Annotated in this window: 19 protein-coding genes and 1 pseudogene; 6 read left to right on the top strand and 14 right to left on the bottom strand. The window is 42.8% G+C overall.

Features of this window, described 5'->3' with window-relative positions; all coding sequences use genetic code 11:
- Positions 1-182: 182 nt before the first annotated feature.
- The 4 genes from HGD79_RS24425 to HGD79_RS24410 are packed head-to-tail and all read left to right on the top strand — an operon-like array spanning position 183 to position 2,863.
- A complete protein-coding gene (locus tag HGD79_RS24425) occupies positions 183-1,130 on the top strand; it encodes a metallophosphoesterase (protein WP_046788422.1) in 948 nt (315 codons plus the stop codon).
- Positions 1,127-1,963, top strand: a complete 837-nt coding sequence (locus HGD79_RS24420) for a hypothetical protein (RefSeq protein ID WP_042634275.1) — start codon at positions 1,127-1,129, stop codon at positions 1,961-1,963. Before HGD79_RS24425 ends, HGD79_RS24420 begins: the two co-directional genes overlap by 4 nt.
- Entirely contained in the window at positions 1,956-2,477 is a 522-nt protein-coding gene (locus tag HGD79_RS24415; protein ID WP_168848542.1) for a hypothetical protein, read from the top strand. Before HGD79_RS24420 ends, HGD79_RS24415 begins: the two co-directional genes overlap by 8 nt.
- Positions 2,474-2,863, top strand: a complete 390-nt coding sequence (locus tag HGD79_RS24410) for a hypothetical protein (RefSeq protein ID WP_001572421.1) — start codon at positions 2,474-2,476, stop codon at positions 2,861-2,863. The genes HGD79_RS24415 and HGD79_RS24410 overlap by 4 nt, the downstream gene beginning before the upstream one ends.
- A gap of 61 nt (positions 2,864-2,924) precedes the next feature.
- On the opposite strand, the gene HGD79_RS24405 is transcribed toward HGD79_RS24410, so the two are convergent.
- The 3 genes and pseudogenes from HGD79_RS24405 to HGD79_RS24395 all read right to left on the bottom strand — a co-directional run.
- The gene (locus HGD79_RS24405) at positions 2,925-3,929 is read right to left on the bottom strand and encodes a ParB family protein (protein ID WP_032192066.1); all 1,005 of its coding nucleotides are present in this window, start codon (positions 3,927-3,929) and stop codon (positions 2,925-2,927) included.
- Positions 3,926-5,179, bottom strand: coding sequence for a ParA family protein (locus tag HGD79_RS24400; protein WP_032084678.1), 1,254 nt, complete (start codon positions 5,177-5,179; stop codon positions 3,926-3,928). Before HGD79_RS24400 ends, HGD79_RS24405 begins: the two co-directional genes overlap by 4 nt.
- 3,836 nt (positions 5,180-9,015) lie before the next feature.
- A pseudogene (locus HGD79_RS24395) lies at positions 9,016-9,813 on the bottom strand (AAA family ATPase); the annotation flags it as partial.
- A 114-nt stretch (positions 9,814-9,927) separates the two neighbouring features.
- On the opposite strand from HGD79_RS24395, the gene HGD79_RS24390 reads away from it, so the two are divergent.
- Complete coding sequence (locus HGD79_RS24390) at positions 9,928-10,116, top strand: hypothetical protein (protein ID WP_000957857.1); 189 nt, start codon at positions 9,928-9,930, stop codon at positions 10,114-10,116.
- A 9-nt stretch (positions 10,117-10,125) separates the two neighbouring features.
- Positions 10,126-11,325, top strand: coding sequence for an IS91 family transposase (locus tag HGD79_RS24385; protein ID WP_000948429.1), 1,200 nt, complete (start codon positions 10,126-10,128; stop codon positions 11,323-11,325).
- A gap of 155 nt (positions 11,326-11,480) precedes the next feature.
- Here the strand turns inward: HGD79_RS24385 and HGD79_RS24380 are convergent, their stop codons facing one another.
- The 11 genes from HGD79_RS24380 to HGD79_RS24330 form a co-directional block, all read right to left on the bottom strand.
- On the bottom strand, positions 11,481-13,385 hold the full coding sequence (locus HGD79_RS24380) for a TraC family protein (protein ID WP_282100596.1): 1,905 nt from the start codon (positions 13,383-13,385) through the stop codon (positions 11,481-11,483).
- Between the two features lie 8 nt (positions 13,386-13,393).
- On the bottom strand, positions 13,394-14,344 hold the full coding sequence (gene trhV / locus HGD79_RS24375) for an IncHI-type conjugal transfer lipoprotein TrhV (protein ID WP_001022587.1): 951 nt from the start codon (positions 14,342-14,344) through the stop codon (positions 13,394-13,396).
- 9 nt (positions 14,345-14,353) lie between these two features.
- Complete coding sequence (gene htdT / locus HGD79_RS24370; protein ID WP_183079335.1) at positions 14,354-15,106, bottom strand: protein-disulfide isomerase HtdT; 753 nt, start codon at positions 15,104-15,106, stop codon at positions 14,354-14,356.
- A 118-nt stretch (positions 15,107-15,224) separates the two neighbouring features.
- Positions 15,225-15,707 carry a hypothetical protein gene (locus HGD79_RS24365; protein WP_000377633.1) on the bottom strand — a complete coding sequence of 161 codons (483 nt, stop codon included), beginning with the start codon at positions 15,705-15,707 and terminating at the stop codon, positions 15,225-15,227.
- Positions 15,708-15,714: 7 nt separating this feature from the next.
- Entirely contained in the window at positions 15,715-17,070 is a 1,356-nt protein-coding gene (trhB, locus tag HGD79_RS24360; RefSeq protein ID WP_000351841.1) for an IncHI-type conjugal transfer protein TrhB, read from the bottom strand.
- Entirely contained in the window at positions 17,060-17,521 is a 462-nt protein-coding gene (gene htdO / locus HGD79_RS24355) for a plasmid transfer protein HtdO (protein ID WP_000521240.1), read from the bottom strand. The genes trhB and htdO overlap by 11 nt, the downstream gene beginning before the upstream one ends.
- Before the next feature lies 1 nt (position 17,522).
- A complete protein-coding gene (locus HGD79_RS24350; protein WP_000592090.1) occupies positions 17,523-18,794 on the bottom strand; it encodes a type-F conjugative transfer system secretin TraK in 1,272 nt (423 codons plus the stop codon).
- Complete coding sequence (locus HGD79_RS24345) at positions 18,794-19,582, bottom strand: TraE/TraK family type IV conjugative transfer system protein (RefSeq protein WP_000783153.1); 789 nt, start codon at positions 19,580-19,582, stop codon at positions 18,794-18,796. Before HGD79_RS24345 ends, HGD79_RS24350 begins: the two co-directional genes overlap by 1 nt.
- 11 nt (positions 19,583-19,593) lie before the next feature.
- Positions 19,594-19,911 carry a type IV conjugative transfer system protein TraL gene (locus tag HGD79_RS24340; RefSeq protein ID WP_000043357.1) on the bottom strand — a complete coding sequence of 106 codons (318 nt, stop codon included), beginning with the start codon at positions 19,909-19,911 and terminating at the stop codon, positions 19,594-19,596.
- A 50-nt stretch (positions 19,912-19,961) separates the two neighbouring features.
- A complete protein-coding gene (locus tag HGD79_RS24335) occupies positions 19,962-20,315 on the bottom strand; it encodes a hypothetical protein (RefSeq protein WP_000423602.1) in 354 nt (117 codons plus the stop codon).
- 1,148 nt (positions 20,316-21,463) lie between these two features.
- On the bottom strand, positions 21,464-22,339 hold the full coding sequence (locus HGD79_RS24330; protein WP_000594612.1) for a RepB family plasmid replication initiator protein: 876 nt from the start codon (positions 22,337-22,339) through the stop codon (positions 21,464-21,466).

The following is a 22,339-nucleotide window of genomic DNA, read 5'->3' as shown; positions in this document are numbered from 1 at the left end:
AGCCAATTATAATCAGAAAGTTACTTTGCATCCTAAGTATGAACTGTTTGAGAGCCAGGACTGGAGCCTTTACCAGTAAGTAACAAAGGTCCTTAGGCTTAGAATCCAAAATGACGCCTTTATGTAAAAAAATCATAGCTCGAAATACCGTATCATCGATGTAAACATACGTAGAGGAATTTATGGCAGCTGAGCACGTCCAAACTATAGACCTTACAAACTTCTCGGGAAGGATTTTCTTTCTGGCAGATCCTCATGGACATTACTCTGCGCTGTGCAACTTGATTCAATCAGTTACAAAGCCAGAAGAAGAGATAGTAATTTTCTCTACTGGAAATTTGTTTGACTATGGGCCGGAACCCATAGAGTTGATGAAGGCGATAAACAGTGGCTTTTTCGATGGACGTTTTGTGAGGCATTTCTCAGCTGCCGGAGCCGGAGAAGAAATGTTAAAAAAATTGTTACCATTAAACAAAGACCGGAGAACATTTTACCCCAGCACATACCTCAATGAGAGATGGTGTGTAATGGGCGGAAAGTGGCATAAAGCTGTAAATCGTTACTATTTAGAGGAAGAGATAAAAAAACTTCTTAATACCCAGCTTGGTACGATGATGCAGATTTTACTCAAAGGCGATATAAAAATTGGGGTTTGCCCTTCTGATTACGCCCCTATCCGCACATCATTCACTGATACTTATAATGCGCTTCAAGCATTCAACTATGCCAATGTGAATATTTTTCAGAGCCAGTTTCTATTCGGTATGGACCATGCCGTAATACCAATGATGATAAATGACGTCAACCTTATGGTCCTAGGTAGGAATCCTGTAAACAGCATTCGAAAAGCCCATGGTCGTACTCAAAACAATCTTCCAGTACTGATCGGTAATTGTTTACATATAAATACTGGATCACTCTATATGTCAAAATTAGAAGACCAGGTAATAGTTGCTCCGGGTATACCGCCAACTGACTCACCAGCACTTACATTAGTAGAAATAATCATGAAGAACAATCCAGTTTTATTGTGTCATCAGCTAATACAAACAACAAACAAGTTTTATTCACTTAAAACCTATCCGTTAGAACTCGATTCGATTGAAAACAACATTGAGGTAACAAGATGAAGATAAAATGGAAGATTATCTCAATTTCAACATTACTTTTGCATCTTCACGCAGCAGCTGCACCACATCAAGAGAAAGAGCAAAGAAAAGATGCTTTTTCTTCTGCCGCTCAGAAAAGTGATTCACTTATATCTGCTAAAGCGGAGCTTATAAACGGAAGGTGGTTTATAAATGGTAAATATAGGCCTGTTCTAAAGACCAGCATGACCAAAACCAATTTCTTAGAAATCATGAATGTTTCAAATAAAGAATCACTTTTTATGGTGATACCGAAACTTGAGTATAATATCATTGCCAAAAATAAAATCTTACTAAATGAAAAAATTGCATTAAGCGAAGGCACATCCGGAAAAAGCATTATTTGGGTCGAGCCTAAATCAAGTATAACTATATCGTTTATAAATGACCTTGCTAATACGCCCCTTCAGGCTATCGTTTCGATCACAAGAAACAACAAAGATGTAATTGCCATCTTTGGACCGGATCAGGGTAAAGGGTTTACTCTTCCCGGAAAGACATCTAATGATCAAGTGTCCGTTCCTGACGATTCTGATCTAAATATAAAAAAACTTAACATACCTCAAAGTGTTGGTAATTCAGTAACCATCAATCCTAAAGAGAAGAATTACCTCTTAGTTGGACAAGTAAAATATAAAATCTTATCTCTTCCGAAATATCAACATTTAGAATTTTCTGAACCGGTTTATATTGAGAAAAGAAAAGATATCCTCGGTGGTTATCGTTATTGGACGAAAGAAACAATTCTCTACCCCGGTGAATCATTATCTTTTATAACCAGCGCCAAAAACAATCTAAGGAAGCGGGATGATTAAAGTTATCACACTTTTATTGTTTGCATTACTGACTGGTTGTCAGTCAGTAGAAAGTAAAATCGAAGAACTCCCGACAGTTGGTTTTGACCCTATTCTATACAATAAAAGTGAGGCCTTTACTGACGGAAAAGTTACTTTACGTGTCGAAAGTTCAGGAACTGATGTTTGGCTTGTCGCCAAGAATGGAACCAGAAGTTTTATTGAGCTTTCAGGCCTAACGCTAGGTGGTAGTCGTTGTGCTTACAATGCCCGTAGTAAGCAACTTTTGCCCCCAGGCAGCGTAAGCACATTCGTAGTTCCTACGGTTGGAATGCTTGGACTTTGCTTCAACAATGAAGATCAACTTATGTTTATTAACCGTGCTTTTAGCAGAATCTCTCCCAAAGCAAAAGGAAAAGATACTCTTTCTCTTTTATTTTCTGTTAGTTACGATTTTCCCGGAAAAGCGGACCTAATTAATAACCACGATTTTCAAGAGTTATATCTTTTATTTTTGAATGAGGATAATCTATGAAAAAAACATTAATTGTTATTTTATTATGTTTTTGTCACTCAGTTTTAGCATATCCATACCGTATCTATACTGTCCCGGAAGGGGCATTAGTAAAAAACATACTAACTAATGAATATCTAGGAAAAACCCCTGTGGTTGTGGACGTGAGCAATACCGAAGCTGGTTCTACTTTTGGGATTTCTTTATTTAGACATGAAAATGTTGCTATAAAGATTTTTACAGTAATGCCTTCAGCAGAAAATAATTTTGCTGTTTCTGGACCTGACGTTGCAACTATGTCATTGCCGGGCAAAGCACCTTTAAACGTAGTAAATGATGGGAATGGCGCTTCTGTTCATATAGAACTAAGACCTTATATGTCTGAACCTGCGCACACCCCATATTAATATAACAAGAAATTAAAAATATAAATCATATGAACTGCATCATAAAGATGCAGTTCAATATTTATTCTGATACTTTTAATTTTTCTTTTATGAACTCCTCTAGCTCCTTAATAAAACCCGCACTTATCCTATTGAATTCAATGCGAATTTTTCTTCCAGTATTGTTTTTACTGATTCTTGCATACTTATCTTTGTTATCAAAAGTAATAAGATCACTTGTTTCCCATTTTGTGGAATAAGATTTTTCACAAACACTTTCCACAGATTGTGTGATTTTCTCCATTACAACTTTTTGGGCAACTTGGAGATCTCCAATGTCTAAATCTTTTGTTTCCTCTTTAACATTATCTATTACTTCATCTAAAGGAAATAGATTTTTTTGCACATATTTCTGTAAACGAGACAAGCGACTATAATAGGAGTTCGGTATTCCTTCATAATCCGGGAATAAAGAGATCAATGTTTCGTCAATACGTGCCGCCTGGATTCTTTTGGCTACCGATACATGACTAATCCCAAGATATGCTGCGAGTTCTTCATTAGTAGAAAATCCCTTTTCTTCCATTTTCTTGATAAATTGAAACCCAACTTCTCTATATGAAAATTTTCGAGATGTTTGTGCTGCGGATATAATTGAATTTATATCATCTTCGGTTAGTTCATCCGGTAGTACCCACAGGGGGAGATCCTTTTCTGCCTTTATACAGCAGAAACGTCTGCGACTTCCTTCTATTAATAAATAAACCCCATCTCTTTTTACAGCGATCCCTTCGGTATCGACCCCTCTTTCTTCAATCTGCTTAAGAATATCTCTAACAGAATAATCTGTAAGGGCTTCTTGATTTCGTGGGTTTGCTGGATGGACTAAGGTCTCCTTCTCCACTCTCTGGGCTGGAACAATCACATGTTCCGCTTCAAGTCTTCGGCCCTTATGAAGAGTGAATAACTTTTTTATGCGAGGTGCTGTTTTCAAACCCGCAAGACCTGAACGGTGACCGACTTCTGTCCGCTTTGGTGCGTTTAAATATCGAGATTTATCATTCCCGATATGTTGCTCATCGCTCATGCGTTAACTCCTTGCTTAGCTGAAAAACTTTTTATTTCATTTATAAATTGTTGATATACCTGTAATACAGATTCTTCTGCGACATCAAGTTGCTTTGCGGAACAAAGTTCCTCTGATTTTTTGATATCAAGCACTGTACGCCCTTTGGAAGCAGCTGCCTTAAATGCTTCAGAATTTTTTATGTTAGCGGACATCAAAAGGTCCTGAACAGTTCTGATTAATTTATCCAAAACTATTCTTTCATATGGACTTTTGTCATCAACATTGACAGCAAGAACTTTGAACCATTTTAAATTATCGCCCTTACTTGGTGATTGTTTAAACCTTTCACTTATTGTAAGCATGAAGTCTGTAGTAGAGGCGTAATCATATTCACGTGGTGACACTGCGACAAGAATCCCATCGGCCGCTTCGTCAGCAGCCCAGATCAAAGGTGAATCTTCAGGTGGAGTGTCTATAATAATCAAATCATAGTTCTGCTTCAGTACCGGTAAGATAACTTCCTTGAAACGTAGTAACAAAGACGTTCGTTCTTCTCTAGAACATTGCCAGTATTTATCTTTAAAACGAGCATCTGTCGGAAATGCCGTTATCACGTCCAAGTTTGGCAGATGCGTTGAAAAAGGCATATTAGTGATGATTTCTTCTTCAGAGAATCCTGAATCTAAATATTTTTTATACTCAGAATTTTCTTCATAAATTCCAAGGATTGCATCAATTGCTGTAAGGAAGACATCATCTTCTGAGACACTTTGAATCATGCTGCTTCCAATCGAACCTTGTGGGTCCCATTCGATCATTAATACACGTGCATTCAGTTGTAGATCTAAAGCAGCTGCTACTGCTAAAGCTACAGATGTAGTGCTTTTCCCTGTACCGCCTTTATGATTCTGAGTAACAATAGCTCTGCTAAAGTAATGATCGCGGTACTTGGGATAACCCAGGGCATCCATTATTTTTTGAACATCCCAGCGGGTGTAAAGATGATTTTTGTTTTGATAAATAGGTGCACCAACAACTTCTTTTTCTTCTAAGTCCGAAAGTATTTTATTGAACGTTACTCGTGACTTCCCAAAAAAATCAGAGAGATTTTTTTTATTTAAACAGTGGTTGTAGATCAGTCTATCAACACCATCAACACTATCATCAGAAACAGATACTCTTGATGAAGCCATCAGAGATTCCTTAAGAGAAATCTGCTCGCTTTTCATGCGCTGACCAACGAGGGCGATCTTTTCAAGTAAATTCATGGTTATGACCTTTTTGCACTGAAAACCGACTTTTACGCATATATGTAAACTTTACGCATAATGCGTCCATTTCATTGTTATACGTACAATTCTATCCTTTGTTTCAATCCTAAGCTAATGTTTGTTTACTTTTTTATGATTTTTTGTGAGCTTAACTTGCAGATGAGAGCTCAGACTCTCTAGTCCATACCTAATGCTCATTCTTTTTAAACCACGATTCTTGTCGACTTCTCTACGCTTTGACGTTATGAGCTCCATTAATGAATCTTCACGCCTACCCTATTTCTTGCTTAGACCCTAAAATCTATCTCACCGGTGTGCTGATTTACGTTTCCTAACTGTGAATCGTTGTCGTCAGTCCAGTCTAAAGATATGAGGTGTTAATCTCTTGAGTAGGCCCACTACGAATTATGGGAGCAGAGTTAGCAACCTAGCCCAGAACTGAAACCCAACTTCAGGAGGCAACCCCAGTGTGGCGATTAAGGGGGTTAAATCTGCCAGCGGCTGACAGTGTCCTAGCTGCTGCTCAGTCACACCACGCCCTGATTAAATCTCCTGCCCGGTATTGTAAGGACCGAAAAAAGCCCGTGCATTTGTGTCGGCAGACCGGCATGAAGGAATATGACGTTAATCTGTATCAGCAGGCACTTTTCGCATGATGGGAGCAAGTGATAGCAACCCCGCCCAGAACGGAAGGCCAGCATCAGGACAAAACCCAAGTTTGGCGATTAAGGGGGTTAAATTTGCAAGCGGATGACAGTGCCCCAGCTGCTGCTCAGTCACACCACGCCCTGAGTAAATCTCTCGCCAGGTCTTGTTATGACCGAAAATAGCCAAAGCACTGGTGTCGGCAGACCGGCATACAGGAATATGACGTTAATCTGTATCAGCAGATACATTTCGCATTATGGGAGCAAGAGATAGCAACCCAGCCCAGAACTGAAGGCCAGCATGAGGACAGAACACCAGTTTGGCGATTAAGGGAGTTAAATATGCAAGCTGCTGATAGTGCCCCAGCTCCTGCTCAGTAACACCACGCCCTGATAAAATCTCCTGCCCGGTAATGTAATGACCGAAAAAAGGCCGTGCACTGGTGTCGGCAGACCGGCACGCAGGAAAATGACGTTAATCTGTATTAACAGACACATTTCGCATTAGGGGAGCAAGTGATAGCCACCCAGCCCAGAACTGAAGGCCAGCATCAGGACAGTACCCCAGTTTGGCGATTAAGGGGGTTAAATCCGCCAGTGGCTGTAAGTGCCCGAGCGGTGTATAAGAAATATTTCCCGAAGGACAATCTTTCGCTCGTACGATGAATAAAGTGTTCAACCCGGGAGCGGGGATCACTTAACCTGCTTAGCCTAAATCTTACGTCATTCTCTAAACGGAGTTTAAGCTTAATGGTCCTTAGAAAGTTAAAAGGACTACCCATAATGACGTCTTGAGATGGCGAATAAAGGGTTTTAATCTGCCAGCGGCTGACAGTGCCCCAGCTTCTGCTCAGTCACACCACGCCTGATTAAATCTCCCGCCAGGTCTTATTATGACCGAAAATAGTCCCCGTGCACTAGAGTCGTAAGACCGGCATACAGGAATGAAGCTTAAATCTTTATCAGGTTGCAAGGTTCGCATCATGGGAGCAAGGGCCTTGAACTGTAGGTTAACATCAGAAAATCCCAGATTGGCGATTAAGGGGGTTAAATCTGACAGCGACTGAAAGTGCCTTCAGATGCTGCTCAGGTATATTACAACCTGAAAAAATCAAGCGTCTGTTCATGCGAATATCGAAAAAAGCTATGCACCAGTTTCGGCAGACCGGCATGGAGTAATGAGACGTTAATCTGTATCAGCTGGCGCATTTCGTATCATGGGAGCAAGTGTTAGCAACCCTGCCCAGGACGGAAGGACACTATCAGGACTGATCCCAGTTTGGAGATTAAGGGGGTTAAATCTGCCAGTGGCTGACAGAGCCTTCTGATGCTGCTCAGACATACTATGCAACGATAAAATCACCCGTCCGTCCTTGTGATTATCGGAAAAAGCCATGCACCGGAGTCGGCAGATCGGTATGCAGTAATGTGACTTTAATCTGTATCAGCAGGCGCAATGGGAGCAAGTGTTAGCAACCGAGCCCAGGACGGAAGGACACTATCAGGACTGAACCCCAGTGTGGCGATTAAGGGGGTTAAATCTGCAAGCGGATAACAGTGCCCCAGCTGCTGCTCAGTCACACCACGCCCTGATTAAATCTCTCGCCAGGTCTTGTTAGGACCGAAAATAGCCCGAGCACTGGTGTCGGCAGACCGGCATACAGGAATACGACGTTAATTTGTATCAGCAGGTACATTTCGCATTATGGGAGCAAGTGATAGCAACCCAGCTCAGAACTGAAGGCCTGCATGAGGACAGAACACCAGTTTGGCGATTAAGGGGGTTAAATCTGACAGCGGCTGACAGTGCCTTCAGATGCTGCTCAGGCATACTACTCTCCCTGATATAATCTCCCATATGTTCTTGAGATCGTCGGAAATCGCCCATGCACCGGTGTCGGCAGACCGGTATGCAGTAATGTGATTTTAATCTGTATCAGCAGGCACATTTCGTATCATGGGAGTAAGTGTTAGCAAACCGAACCCCGCCCAGCACGGAAGGTCAATATCAGACCAGAATCCCAGTTTGGCGATTAAGGGGGTTAAATCTGCAAGCTGCTGACAGTGCCCCAGCTTCTGCTCAGTCACACCACGCCCTGATAAAATCTCCTGCCCGGTAATGTGATGACCGAAAAAAGCCCGTGCACTGGTGTTGGCAGACCGGCACGCAGGAATATGACGTTAATCTGTATCAGCAGTTACATTTCGCATTATGGGAGGAAGTGATAGCCACCCAGCCCAGAACTGAAGGCCAGCATCAGGACAGTACCCCAGTTTGGCGATTAAGGGGGTTAAATCCGGCAGCGGCAGTAAGTGCCCGTGCTGTGTTAAAGGAATATTTCCCTAAGGACAATCTTCCGATCGGCCTTTTGTATAAAGTGGTCACCCCGGGAGCGGGGATCACTTTACCTGCTTAGCCTAAATCTTACGTCAATCACTATCCGGAATTTTAGCTTAATGGTCCTGAGCAAGTTAAAAGGGGTACCCCTAATGACGTCCCCAGATGGCGATAAAGGAGTTAATTCCGCCTTCGGCTTACAGTGCCGCAGCTGCTGCTAAGGAACACCACGCCCTGATTAAATCTCCCGCCTGGCCTTGTGATGACCAAAAATTGTCCGTGCACTGGCGTCGTAAGACCGGCATACAGGAATGAGGCGTTAATCTTTATTAGGTGGAAGGATTCGCATCATGGGAGCAAGGGCCCTAGAACTGTAGGCTAACATTAGAAAATCACAGATTGGCGATAAAGGGGGTTAAATAAGTTAAAAGTCTTCGGTGAGCAAATTGGATAAATTTTCATAAACCAAAGCGTTAATATTAAACTTTTAGAAGAATGATTAAAGGATATTAAGTTTTGTATGCAATATGACACCAGTGATCTGTTTTCACTAATAATGCCGCGCTCCTTTGATTACCTTTGGTAAACAAAAATGTAATTTACGTGAATTTCATCTTATAAAGTCAGTATTGATGTTATAAATTTTGTTTACTTAATGCGTACACAACCTAAATGCGATTTGTAATTATGTCACTGTTTTTAAGCCATATTAATTATAAAACCAAAATTTGCAGCACAGTGATGAACTCATTAAGTCATAACCTCATTTGTTTACTTAAGGCATACAATAAAAAACCAGATTCTTATGAGACATCTGGTTTAATTGTTTTTGCTTGAAGATATTTACTCTACGCGGCCAAACCCGCTGCTACTTCTTGAGCATAGAGAATTTCTATTGCCTCGCCATAGCTACAATTCTCGCGGCTTTGAATTTCCCATAATTTACTCCTGTCAGCACTATCCGTAGTAAAACAAAGCTCCATTTTCCGGTCTACGTATAACCGACAGATCTCTTGGAAGTTTTCGAACCTGACTAACATCTCTGAAAACACCTTTTTGACTGTACGAATATTTTTCATTCGTTCATATTCTGCATCTGAAGTAGAAAAATATTTATTAGCCTTCATTGCTTCAATGCTTTCTTTTTCTTGTTTCATGATTATCTTCCAAGGCGAGTTAGCAGTCAGGGCCCGGCCAACAGAAGAAGTAAAATAATCTTCAAACGACTGTGTGATACAGATGCCAGCGCAGTTTGTTTTCCTGAACCTACGCCATGCCGCTTCGAGGAAGGAAGAGAAGAATTGGTTTGATTGATTTCCGGCACCTGATGAATTATCAGGACGAATGTACTCCCAAGCTTCATCTAGGATGAACAAGCGACGACGCCCATCTTTTTTGATGAACATTGCATGCTGAGCAGCCTGAATGATAGACATTAAAACAACTGTCTGAAGGTGGGGGGTGCCTTTTAGCTCCTCCAGTTCCAAAACAATAAATCTGCTGTCGAAGTTGATTGGAGGCAACGTATCGGTAAACCGGTGCCCATAAATTCCACCTTCGCACCATGCTCCGAGTTGCTCCCCAATATCCTTTATACGTTTGTCTTCATGCTTCTTGCAACGCAGAGCAAAGCCGGTTATTGAACCACGGCAGCCTGGCGGCTGCAAATTGAAAACCGCCCCGGTTCGTCCTGTTGTTGCCGCACGCCCCGCAGAATATGTATGCTCTGAGGACCTGTTTTATTAAGGACTCATCCCCTTATGTTGACCCGCAAAAGTATCGATACAGTTCTGCTCTCTGTTGGTGCTGAGAAGCTCTCACAACGAGAATGGGACTGGATGAAAATGCTCAAACCCATGGACCCACCACCTGCGATGGTGACGACCTCCATCCTGAAGCGCCGTGGCGATACAGCAGCCCTTACCCTGCTACAGGATACCGGGGTTTAATCCATCCTCATGTTGTCCGGTTTTACTCCCCGCCCTCTGAAACGTCTGTTCACAGCCAACCAGTGCTGGACGTCCTTCCTGGATGCGGGCGGTCTGCGCGATATCGAGGTTGAAGCCGTCACCAAAATGCTGGCCTGCGGCACACGGATACTGGGTGTAAAAGAGTTCGGGTGTGATAACCCGGACTGTCAGCACGTAAAGTACCTGACCAACTCATGCGGCAGCCGTGCCTGCCCGTCCTGCGGAAAGAAGGCCACAGACCTGTGGACAGCAACACAGCTGAATCGTCTTCCTGACTGCGACTGGGTACATCTGGTCTTCACCCTGCCGGACACGCTGTGGCCGGTGTTCGAAAGCAACCGCTGGCTGCTGAATGACGTGTGCCGTCTGGCGGTGGAGAATCTGCTGTATGCCGCCCGAAAACGGGGGCTGGAACCCGGTATCTTCTGCGCCATCCACACGTATGGCCGTCGTCTCAACTGGCATCCGCATGTACATGTGTCTGTAACCTGTGGAGGTCTGAATAAGCATGGTCAGTGGAAAAAGCTGAGCTTCCTGAAAGACGCGATGCGTTCACGGTGGATGTGGAATATGCGGCAGCTGCTTCTGAAAGCGTGGTCAGAGGGGATGGCAATGCCGGAGTCGTTGTCACATATCACGACGGAATCACAGTGGAGAAGCCTGGTGCTGAAATCCGGCGGAAAATACTGGCATGTGTACATGTCGAAGAAGACAGCCGGAGGGCGGAATACGGCACGCTACCTGGGTCGTTATCTGAAGAAGCCACCAATAGCGGCTTCCCGACTGGCTCATTACAACGGAGGGGCAAGCCTGAGCTTCCGTTACCTGGACCACAAAACGGGAGAAACGGCGACGGAAACGCTGACACAGCGTGAGCTGGTCGCGAGGCTGAAACAGCACATCCCGGAGAAGTTTTTTAAGATGGTGAGGTACTTCGGGTTCCTTGCCAACCGTGTGTGTGGAGAGAAGCTGCCGCAGGTGTACCGTGCACTGGGGATGGATAAACCGGAACCAGTGGCGAAAGTGTGCTATGCACAAATGGTGAAACAGTTCCTGAGTCGTGACCCGTTCGAATGCGTGCTGTGTGGCTGCCGGATGGTATACCGCCGGGCCATTGCGGGGCTGAATGTATCAGGGCTGAAGAAAAACGCGCGGGATATCAGTCTACTGAGGTATATGCCGGCCTGACACAGGCTAAGTGTGCCCGGGAATCGGTGAAAGTATAAAAAACAGCCTGTTACGGTATAAAAATCGACCATAGAGAGAGGGAAACCACCGGAGTGGTGGGAAAAGCAGAAAGGCTCACGTGGCATAAGGCGTGGACAATGGTATCGACTGGTTTTTCAATTTCCTATACGTGAACCGGTCCGACCTGATTTTCTGGATTCCTGGTACTCTTCTGCAATAAGCTGAAGCATCACTGATTGTTGATAATCATCGATAAGGCCTTTCTCTGAAGCCATAATTTTTAGCTGATTCAGAACCATTATGGTCTGAGCAACTTTGTCTTTTTCTGCATCGTTTGAAGTTGATTCACCGGTAAATTCAGGTGCTTCGTTAAATACATCGTCGTTAACAGTGATGTCAGTTAGGAAGGCAAAGGGATTTAGGGTGAAGTCAGGGGTTTTACCGAAATCAATAAATTGACTGTTTGTATATTGTTCCGCAATCCCCTGGTAAGAACGCCCCACGTCCACTACAAAAACTTGAGCACCATCAGGATCATCATCTGGGTATTCGTTTTCTAAAAAATGCTTAAATGTTGAGCGATAATGAACGAGGTTATTAGATCGCGGTCCAGCTCCAAGATAGTTATTGATTAGATATGCTGTCCAGAATGACTTGCCTGCACCTGACGTTGCACCAATAACCATGTTATAGCTTGCAGAAGTCTTGAAAATATCAAGTCCCATGAGTTGACCTTCACGAGAAACTAAACTCAGTACTGGTCTATCTGTATTACCTTTCCAGGGCCCAAAGATCGGCGTCATATGAGCCGCTCCGGTGTTGCTCACTACTTCGGATCGGTCAAGGTCGAAAATTGTCTTTGGGTCATTGCACATTGGCAGACATGACATAAATGACGGGAAAACGATAAAGGAATCATCTGCTACTTTGACCCGGCTTTCGAGGTAAAAGGATTTGAGATCGTTAGCTGCTGTCTGCACAGAATTGGCATTACTACCCATAACAGTGAAAGTAAGATACCCTCTTAAAAGCTTTGCGCCATCCTCAAGCTCGCGAGTTACGGCCATGTAGTCATTATCCATATCCCGCAGGCGAGGGCAGAATGTGACAACTGAAGGTATACTTGCCTGTTTATTAGTGATTGCTTTGTAGCGGACGTTTTCTTTTGACAACTTGAGCGGATCGGCAAACTGAACAGTCTGAGTGATCATAAATGGGCTGAAAATTGTCTTACGTCCATGCATCCAGTTAACTACTAACTCATACATACAACCGAAATTGACGTATTCAGGAAACTTTACAACGGAAAGTTGTTTGAAGTAACGATGCTCAGATTCGTCGTCACTTTGTGTGACTGATGAGAAATGATTTTCTGTGACTGTATACTTACGGCCGGGAACGTTAACTTGTTCATTAAGCCTTTTCATAGTGTTAACGTCTATAAAACCTTCAGCCCACCGAGAGTTCTTTCCGGGGTTTACGACCTTATCTATACAATAGAGCCAGTTTTCTGCATCGACCTTAAACGGATGCAGTCCAATCGTAATTAACTTACTTACAAGTTCAGAGTAAAGTGAATCGATACGCGAATGTTCCAGCTCGGTAGGAAGGGCAGACTGTAAAGGAATCGATAGCGAGATCCATACCTGAAAATCCCTCAACATAAGGTTATCATGATCAGGTTTTAAAGGCTTATGCATACTTCTGTCGTAGTAGTCCAACTGATAACCATTAAGCAGATCTGCTTTAAGCTTATCGTTCCCAGTCATACGCCCACCTCGCACAGCTGACCAAGCACTAAGCTGTAAAGTCAAGTCTGGCAATGCAGTCAGAGATATTTGACAGACAGTATCTGTAGGAAAATCCATTTTGAACATTTCAGCAAGAACATCTTGCTGATTATCAAAAACTCCAGGTGATGGATTACAGATAAACATAAACCCTAATCTGTTGCCATCAATCAAAAAATAGTGAGTCCCTGCTAATTGATCGTAAACAGGGATAAACCCACCTAATTGATGGCGATTTAAACCGCTATTGTAATTATTGATAGCTTCCATATTTGACCTTACAGTTGTCTAACAATGCCGTTCGAAGAGACAGCTTTAGTTGCTTTTTGTTGCTGCTGCATATTTTCCCGGGCCGCATCCTGTACTTCTAAAGGAACTATGCGAGCTGGGTTTGAGGTCGAATTCTTGCCAGCAATCCATGTTTGCGGTTTTACGTTGACATAAACGTAGCCGGGAAGATTAAGCGCATCGTTATCATCGGTATAAGGTGCAAAAGTAATTCTCATTACTTTCCCCTGTTGCAGAACAGCAAGTGGTTCAGGAGCCACTACAGCTTGTTTATAACCTTGCGAACGGTATTGCTGGATCTGCCCAGTGTTGAGAGTAGGGTTAACGGGCTGGCCATTGTAAAGAGAGTACATATCCTTGCCAGGGCTGATATCAGAATTAGGTGCAACGTAGCGTGGTGCATTTCCAGCAGAAACCGGATAGCTTGTTTGTTTAACGACTTCCGCAGCCGGATGAACGAAAGGGTTACCAGCTGAAGAGGCAGTGCTATAACTGCTAGTCATCCTTACGTTTGAATTAACCGGTACACCAGAAATAGGCCGTGGTCCAATGGATGAAGTAGGGGCACCCATTTTTAAAGTTTTATCGTACATGACAGGTAACTGACCAACTGGCTTAATTTCGGTTTTTGAATAAGCCACAGGCTGATTTTTAAGGGTTGTAGACTGTGGATATTTGACTTCCCCTGGAGGGCTAATTTCAGTTGGATAACGGCTGTCATTGACAGCCGATTTCTCCTTTCCCGATTCCGACTCTTCCCCCGCAAGTGCAGACAGATCATCTCGATTATTAGTTAACTCCATAACTTCGCGAGGACCTTTACAGATAACGCCCTTTTCAATGCCTGGACATTCGGATTCGGAACTCCCGATGGAGCACCCCGTAAGATATGAGGATGTACCTACAACCAGAGCACTGAGTACCAATCTTTTGATGTTCATAAACTAGCCTTAATTTGTCTCAAATGGATTTTTTAAGAGAGGTTCAACGCTTTGGTTCAACCAGTAGTCGAAATCTTTTGGAATGCCATTACCAGCCAAACCATCCTGTCTGACAACTGAAGGTACACCCTGCAATTTATAAATTCCTGCGAGCATCAATGACGCTACCAAAGGTTCCGCCGGACATTCTTCTGCTTCTTTTTGAGAGAGCAATCTTTTTTCAATGTCGGATTTGCTTCCCATTAGCCAACGAAGAATATCGAGGTTGTTTATTTTTCCTTTTTCTTTACTACACCAGAGCCTTCTAAGCTCTTCTTTTGGCTCACCGGGTGAGGGAACTAAAACAATATCTATCCGATACTTGTCCCGATCTGCATAAAATTTCTTAACAAGTTCCATGCAACCGTCACAATCAAGTGTTAAGAAAATGGCTGCTTGTCTCTTAAGCTTTGAATTTCCCAGATGAATGGACGCTACAGTTTCCAGAGGGAAGGGGGCCTCATCAAGACTAATAAAATAGGAATTTCTGATTTCTTCTACAGTCAGAACAGGTTTACGTTTAATTACATCAACAAGGCTTCCCCCAGTAAGGGAGTATCGGCCATCGGTCGTTACTGCCATTAGCTGCGAACGCTCGTCCTGAAAGAGGTATAGCCCACCAGAAGGAATGTATATGGCATCCTTAGGTTTATATCCTTTCATTTTTGATAACGCACCCGAGATCTGACTGGGTGAAACGCCGCCTTCCTTTGCCTTTGCCATTAACGCAGCAGCATCACTATTAGTTAGGACCTGCTCTGAAGCATAAGTGACCGTATTCGCCATAATGGCGAAAGCCGCCATTAAAGGGAAAAGTAACTTTTTCACTATTGGGTGCCCTCTACTTCTTTGCATTATAAGAACTTGATTGTACCGCTTCAGAGCTATCTTCAAGTTCCATATAAGTGACGATTTCAACACTATCCGGTACAGTAACGGCAAGCGTTGCATCAATAATTAAATAGCCACGGTCACGGTAGATCTTCATTAATGTTCTGAAATATTCTTCGAATTGAGTTCTATCATTGTCAGCAGTACGGCCTCCGTGATGCTTGAAAAATTCCTTACGTAATTCAGGCATGTCAAGCACTGCAATCTTGTACGAAGGCTGTGATTGTTTATTGAAGTAATCGTAAACATTCATAAAGCCTTTATAACCATAAATAATGACCAAAACGGCAAAGGCGAAGAAAAATAAATACTTCAATATTTTTTCAATATCAATTTCGAAGGTAATTTTTTTTGTTGTCCTTTCTCGCACCATTTTTTTAGTGATTTCAGGTCCAGCTGATTCAGTCGATTCTTTTTTTTCTAAACTATCCATTTAAACCTCAGCGACTGGTCAGATTCGTTGGAATTGTAGTTCCGGTCTGAACGACAAATGTAATAGCTCGGCCAGGGCTAATTTCTACGATTGGCCACTGTTGTTCTGCAATTGCGGTGTAGTAATCGACGAGTCGATTAAGGCCACCTTGAGCTGCACCAGCCCCGGCTAATGCCCCAAGTGCACCAAAATTAGGGGACTGATACTGAGCCTGTGAATTAGGGTCGATGTTAAGTGAAGATACCTTACTGGGGCTTAAGCTACCGGCAAGTGAAGAAAGTCCACCGGCAAATGCAGCTCCTGCAATTGCGTTACCATTTCGGCTGATAAGCGTGCCTCGGATCCCATTTTTTCCGTCATTTTCACTTACAGCATATGCTTCCAGTTTTACGTCAAAAGCTTTCCCTTTTGAATTAACACAAGAGATAGAAGTGGCACGTATGTAAGCACGCTGTGACGCCAAATCACCAACAGCTGAACCCAGAAGGTTACAGTCACGCAAATCCATGGTGAAATTATTGGGCATGATGACATCTTTTTTAATACGCATTGTTACTGGCATTGGTTCTGATTTGGAAGAAAGGCTTGTAGGCGCTTCAAGCCCGGTAATCAGAACACCAGTGATAATAGATGTTGCCGGAAGAAACATTTCATCTTTTCGGGCAGCATGCCGCGCTTTGCTATCAACTGGCGCAGTACCATCACCTCGTACAGTCCGAGTAGGCGCTTTATCTCCTGCAATGACCTCTCTGCCTTCCTTGATTCTGTTTTCAGACACGGGCATAACCTGAATGACACCATCGGTACCATTAGTCTTAATGGAACTTTGTGTGATTGTTCTCATCGGGCTATTACGCGTAGGTGTGATAGACGCGTAATTAGGGTTTACGCCATTAATCGGCGCATTAGCATTAAGCTGATAAGGAGCTGCCGGTGCCTGCTCATTAATCGTTTTACGCGAACTACCAGCATCCAAGTTACGATTGCCGTTTCGATTAGTCTGCATATCATTAATTTGCTGAGACAGTTGCTGAAGTTGAGAAGTTAAACTTGCAACTTGGGCTTTAGTTTCCTGTTGGGCTTTTTCTGCTTTTTCGCGGTCCTCTTTCGCCGCATTTTGATCAAGTCGGTTTTGCTTAACCATTTCCTTATATACTTTCTGGCTTTCTTCATTACTCAATTTGTTCATTTGCGAATCATCTAACAACAAATTGGTCTGCATGTCTTTTTTCTGTGTTTTCTTTTCTTTCTTAACTGGTGTGGAAAAAATAGACTGGCTAATAATATAAACAATCACTACCAGCAGAGCGCCAATAACAGAAAGTCTGACGGTCTTATTTTCCCAGGCCTTTTTAATGTCCATGATTAGCTCCACTTGTAGGTTTCTGGAATCGTTTAATTTTTAGATTTCGTTCGCTGTCAGACATCTGAGGAACGATATAGGGATCACCTGCTCTGGCCCAGTTTTCACGAACAGATGGATGATTCATTTCAGCTTTATCTATCTGGCTCGTTCTAGATATTTCATGTTTGTAATTAGGTTCCAAAACGTTACTTTTGTGATAGTCAAAAGCATTCTCCTCATTAATATTGTCCTCTCCTACAAATTTATCAATAAGAGTTGGATCGTTCATTATTACTGTCTGAACGGGAAAAGCGTTACTGCCATCTTCGATACTAATGGGTGCGTCCGGAACGATTAATACACTCCTTTTTGGTATATATTCTGACCTGTAGTAAAAGCTGGTTAAAGCAAATACGACAAAACCAATCACGGTGGCCCCAAGCAGAGCAGGCAAAGTAACTTTTCCCATATTATTTTCTGATTAGACTTGGTCTGGTTGTAACCCGGGCCTCGCGTTCCTTGAACAATTTATCCCGGACTATGTAAAGCTCTGTTTCTTCTCCCGGTTGCAGGTATGCTTTATCAAATAAAGCACTTGCAATAACGCCTTCTGCCATACACTGCTGATCAGCAACGATTTGACCGTATGGTTTATCGTTTTTCACAAGAATTACATCAATAAGTTCACGTGAGCCAACCAGTCTCTGACCGAGCTTTGCATACATATTAAAGTTACATGGGGACTGCTCTGACGCAGGAATACGAGAAAGTCGGTCCTGTTGTAAACTGAATCCTGAAGGGACCTCACCAAGAGCCACAGGAGTCAATAAATCAATGATTCTTTGTTTATGATCGTCTTGTTTTGGATCCGATGGAGCCAGTTCTTCTGACTGGGAGCGGGCCAACATTTCCTCATAGTTTTGCTTATCCAATGAGGTTTCACGTTTGGCTTGCATAGATGGGCTTAAAGATGTAGTAACTGAAATCATCGCACCGGGAACATCAAGCGGTACCAGGGTCAGGTTATAGGTCGATTCAGGTACCTGATCTTCCGACAACATAATCCCGATTGGTTTATCGGTATTAGTTGAAATAAAGACATCGCCACCATTAACAAATATGCTTGCCTCTTCAGCAGGGGTAGAAGTGCTGACAGAAGCATTCTTGAAGCTGGTCGATATTCTGTTTTGAAGTCCTCGTGAAACTGGCAGTACCACATTCCCACCAGGCGGCACATTTACACGCTGAACTTCTTTATATCGGTTACGAGCTTCGACATAAAGTTCATCGGCTTTTGACGTGGCGGTCGCATTGGTTGCATTCTGCTGGGAAGAGGTACCTGTTGGTCTCCCATAGCTATCAATTGCACCAGAGCGGGTCTGTGCGTCAAATCCGGGGAGACTAGGATTATTTGATAATGCTCCAGTAATAGCGCTTACCGCAGGCGAAGCATTGCTGGCTGGGGAAAGTTGCACGGTAGGGAGATCAGTTGTAGGTTTTTGTCCCTGCGCATTACCGGCTTCACTAAGGTTTGTTTGTGCACCTGACTGTTCAGAACCAGCTTGACCCGGAATAATGGCTTTTGCAGCTCCATTCTGAAATCCGTCAGCACCAACTGGCATTACAACCGGGTTATTAATTGTTGCTGGCAATTGGTATTCTTCAGCGATTACGCAGTTCGAAGTCGTGAGCATGATCAATGCGGTAATTGCGTTGAACCCTAAGCCCTTTTTTTTAATCATCACTTGTTACCTGTAGACGGTGGCGGATTATCCAGCGTTGCCAGTTGCTCTTTGCCGTTTATCGTAATTTTTTTAATATTCGGTGTTCCGGAATATTGATTTACATATGCAATTCTTGGGCGACCATTTTTCATCCCGAGAACCCATTCATAAGTCCATTTCGATGATTCAGTTTTGTCCGGAACATTTACAAGTCGAGTCGTTTTGGTACCCCAGACATAGACCATGTCATTTTTTGGATCAAAGTAAATATCATTAGGCTTAAAGGTCTGCTCAACACCACGAGCCTGCATGATATTTATCTGCTCCTGTAAAGACTCACTCGTTTTAGCCTGTAGTTCAGGTGAAAGGGCATCGAGGACATAGGCCGTCACAAAGGAAATATTAGTTGGATTAATATTCCCTAAAAGGGTACTAAAAAAGAGAGCCCATTGTGTTTTATAAGATTCCGATGCTTTGTTACCAACAACCGTGATCTCTTCATTCATGTTTGGAGGGGTAACAATCGTCACTGGGTCAGTGAAAAAAAGAATCTTTGCAACCAATAACCCAATGACGGCTATTGAAACAGTATTAATGCGGATAAGTTTTGTATCACGATTAATCAGGGCGCTGTATGTAATTCCAGCACCTGACGCTTCAGCTTGTGGGCTAAATCGTTTTTTAATGTCCAAAAAACGTCCCTTAGCACTTTCATCTTTCTTTACGTATGACTGTTCAAGATCACCGTTTTCATCCTTTTTAGATTTTTTGAAAAAAGGGATGTTAATGCCACTTAGCATTTTCATTCATAGCTCCATCAAGAATACAAATCTCTGATAAATGGATCGTTGAAATAACGGCTACTAAAAACTGCTTTACCTGGCAAAAAACCGAGCCACCAGAGTCTGTGTTTTAGCAATCCTCTTATTCCTGACTCAGCTGCTTTGTTATACGCAATCCAATATACAACCGCTACTACAACAGAAAACCCGAAGCATTCGAAGATATTCCCAAATGCAACCAGAATGAATGCAAGCCCTATTTTTTTTGCATCCCAAAACAAAATCAGTAGAGGCATGTTGATCCTGAAAGGGAATCTATAGGTATGCTGAGGAACGTCGTTCTGCTTACTCATTAAAAATCCAGAGAGGGGGATGAACCCCCTCATGCATGATTAACAATAAATTACAGCGGTACGCCAGCATCCATAAAGGTGCTGATAATTTTCTCGCCGTTGGCCATTACCAGCATCATGAATAATGAAACCAGTGCCAGGCCCGGGTTAGGCTTAAGGACAGAGAAATATACGCTTGAGATCAACATCGCGGCTGCCAGAATTTTGCCCGGAGCTCCAGTCATACTTTCACTCATGTATGACCAAATATCTCCCAGTGCCCCATCATCTGAACCCGCATATGCCAGACCGCAAAAAAGCACGGTCAGCAGAACAAACAAAATCACTTTTGCGCTTTTTGTTTTAAAAAGTGCAGCCGTGTTAGATTTCTTTTCACTAAGGCCAATATTTAAAGAAAGTTCCATAATTACTCCGTGTAGATTTGAGTTCACGTAAACGCGAATGAATAATACTTTTTTATTCCGATCCTTCCGTTCGCATAAACCCCCTTTTTTTAACGTTTAGCGATTGGTGAATTTTTAAGCAAAGGGGCCTAAAGCATAATCTTTGAAAAGTACCAGTGAACGCTTAGTAAAAGTTTGAAAGAGGGGAGGGGGTAAGATTACGTTAAGCTCAATCCTGAAGCTGATGAGACTCCTCAAGCATAAAAGTCACTTTTGATGGTTTGAAAAGCTCTAACTAGATATCGGGCAGGTAACTAAGCTTCATATCTAATCTTTTTTGTTCCCTTAATATCTATCTCTTGATTCTGAGAAGGCCGCATATCACTGTGCTCCCTGGTTCGGCAACTATCAGTTGGAGAAACTACATACAATCCTCGGCCGGTGCGTCATTCATCTAAATGCCTTTTACACCTCTGGGCGTGAGTGGGACTTTGTCTTGTCCATATGAACATCATTCATTCGAATGCTTTTGGCCAATGCTATTTAAGCAAATGCTTTCTGGCTGAGTCCTTTTGCGAATGAGTCTTTGATATAACTGCATGAATTTTGGGTTGTTTGGTGTACTAACAAAACAAAGGCATTTCTTTGAATGCCATTGGAGTTGTGATGCTTCTGATATTTTTTTGATCTCATATCAAACACATAGTCCTTCTGATGCCCAATGTCATAGATGTCTTGGACCATTCTCGCTCTTAACAAAGCTGTACTGTGTGTCATTCGACCTAATGCCATTCACCAAAATGCCTTTTTATACCACTGCATAGCTATGCTCGGGATACAGTGGCAAACAAAAGCATTTCAATGAATGATTTTTTGGGATACCGACATCAAAAGCATTTGTATGAATGTAAGAGGCGTAATCCACAAAAGGCATTCACGTGAATAGAGTGCGCACGAAACCATCTTGCTCCACGGCATTTAATGAATGGGCTAGCATGTACGCTTGAGCCAGAAAGGCATACAGATGAATAGTCAGGAGTTCGTTTGAAAAGTTACTTTTTTGCACATTAAGCCGAGATGTAAGACCAGTAGTAAAAGAAGCACTAAGCATAGCACTGATAAATAACTTATTTTTCAGCATGTTATAACCAGTGCATACCTGGTAGCTTTCAACCTTGTTTGGCGAGGGCCAGCTTAGGGCTTCTTTTGAAGATCTGAAATTGTATGTCGCGACCTTTCTTAACTTCTTGATAATCGAGATATCCGATAGATTCAAGTTCCCGCATTGCTTTACGAATTATCTGGTTTTGCGTACGAATAGGGGTTGTAAGAAGCAACCTTTCCCTCAACCGTTTCATATTAACGAACAACGTACCAGCTGGCATTGCTTCAAAATAAATATAGAGAGATTGCGCAGCTTCTTTTTTAGCCAAAATGTATAGAACCTGAAGGCTTAACAATGTCTTATGGTCGTAACGATACAGTTCCCACATAGAAGGATCCCCAACCAACTCAACAGTATCGCTTTTTGGATCAATCATAGCCTTCTGCACCAGATGCGTTACTGTGAACCGACCACTCCGAGAGTCTGAGAAGGCAAGCACTACCGATGCAAGGTTCATTAATGACTCTTTAAAGCGCGCACGAGTTCGTTTGTTGATGTTTGTTGAACTGATACCACACATCTTCGCAAACTCGTTAAAAGTCAGGGTAATCTTCTCGGAAGTAAAACCATATTTACTGAAAGCCATGATGATCCCGAGCCAGCACTTAAAGTCGGTAGACATAGATAGTTTGACACCAGTTATCTTGATGTCGTCATAACCCTCCGATCTTGCAATTTCCATACACGAAAGCTCATCAGAGGCATCAACTTCAAAGTTTCGGTCGCGGTTTTCTTTTGTGCCGACAGGGGTAAATACACTCAATCTCAACAGGGCCACGGGCTGAACCGACTTGGACGAGTTAGGCGTCAGTTGATAAGTCTTACCTGATTCATTACTGGTTACGTCAAAAGGATGGATTAACTCGTTGTTTTTAATCAT

It is taken from the genome of Escherichia sp. SCLE84 (genome assembly GCF_012584495.1).
Taxonomy (GTDB): domain Bacteria; phylum Pseudomonadota; class Gammaproteobacteria; order Enterobacterales; family Enterobacteriaceae; genus ECMA0423.
The sequence above is the reverse complement of the archived record's forward strand: the minus strand, read 5'-3'. Positions and strand labels throughout refer to the sequence as shown.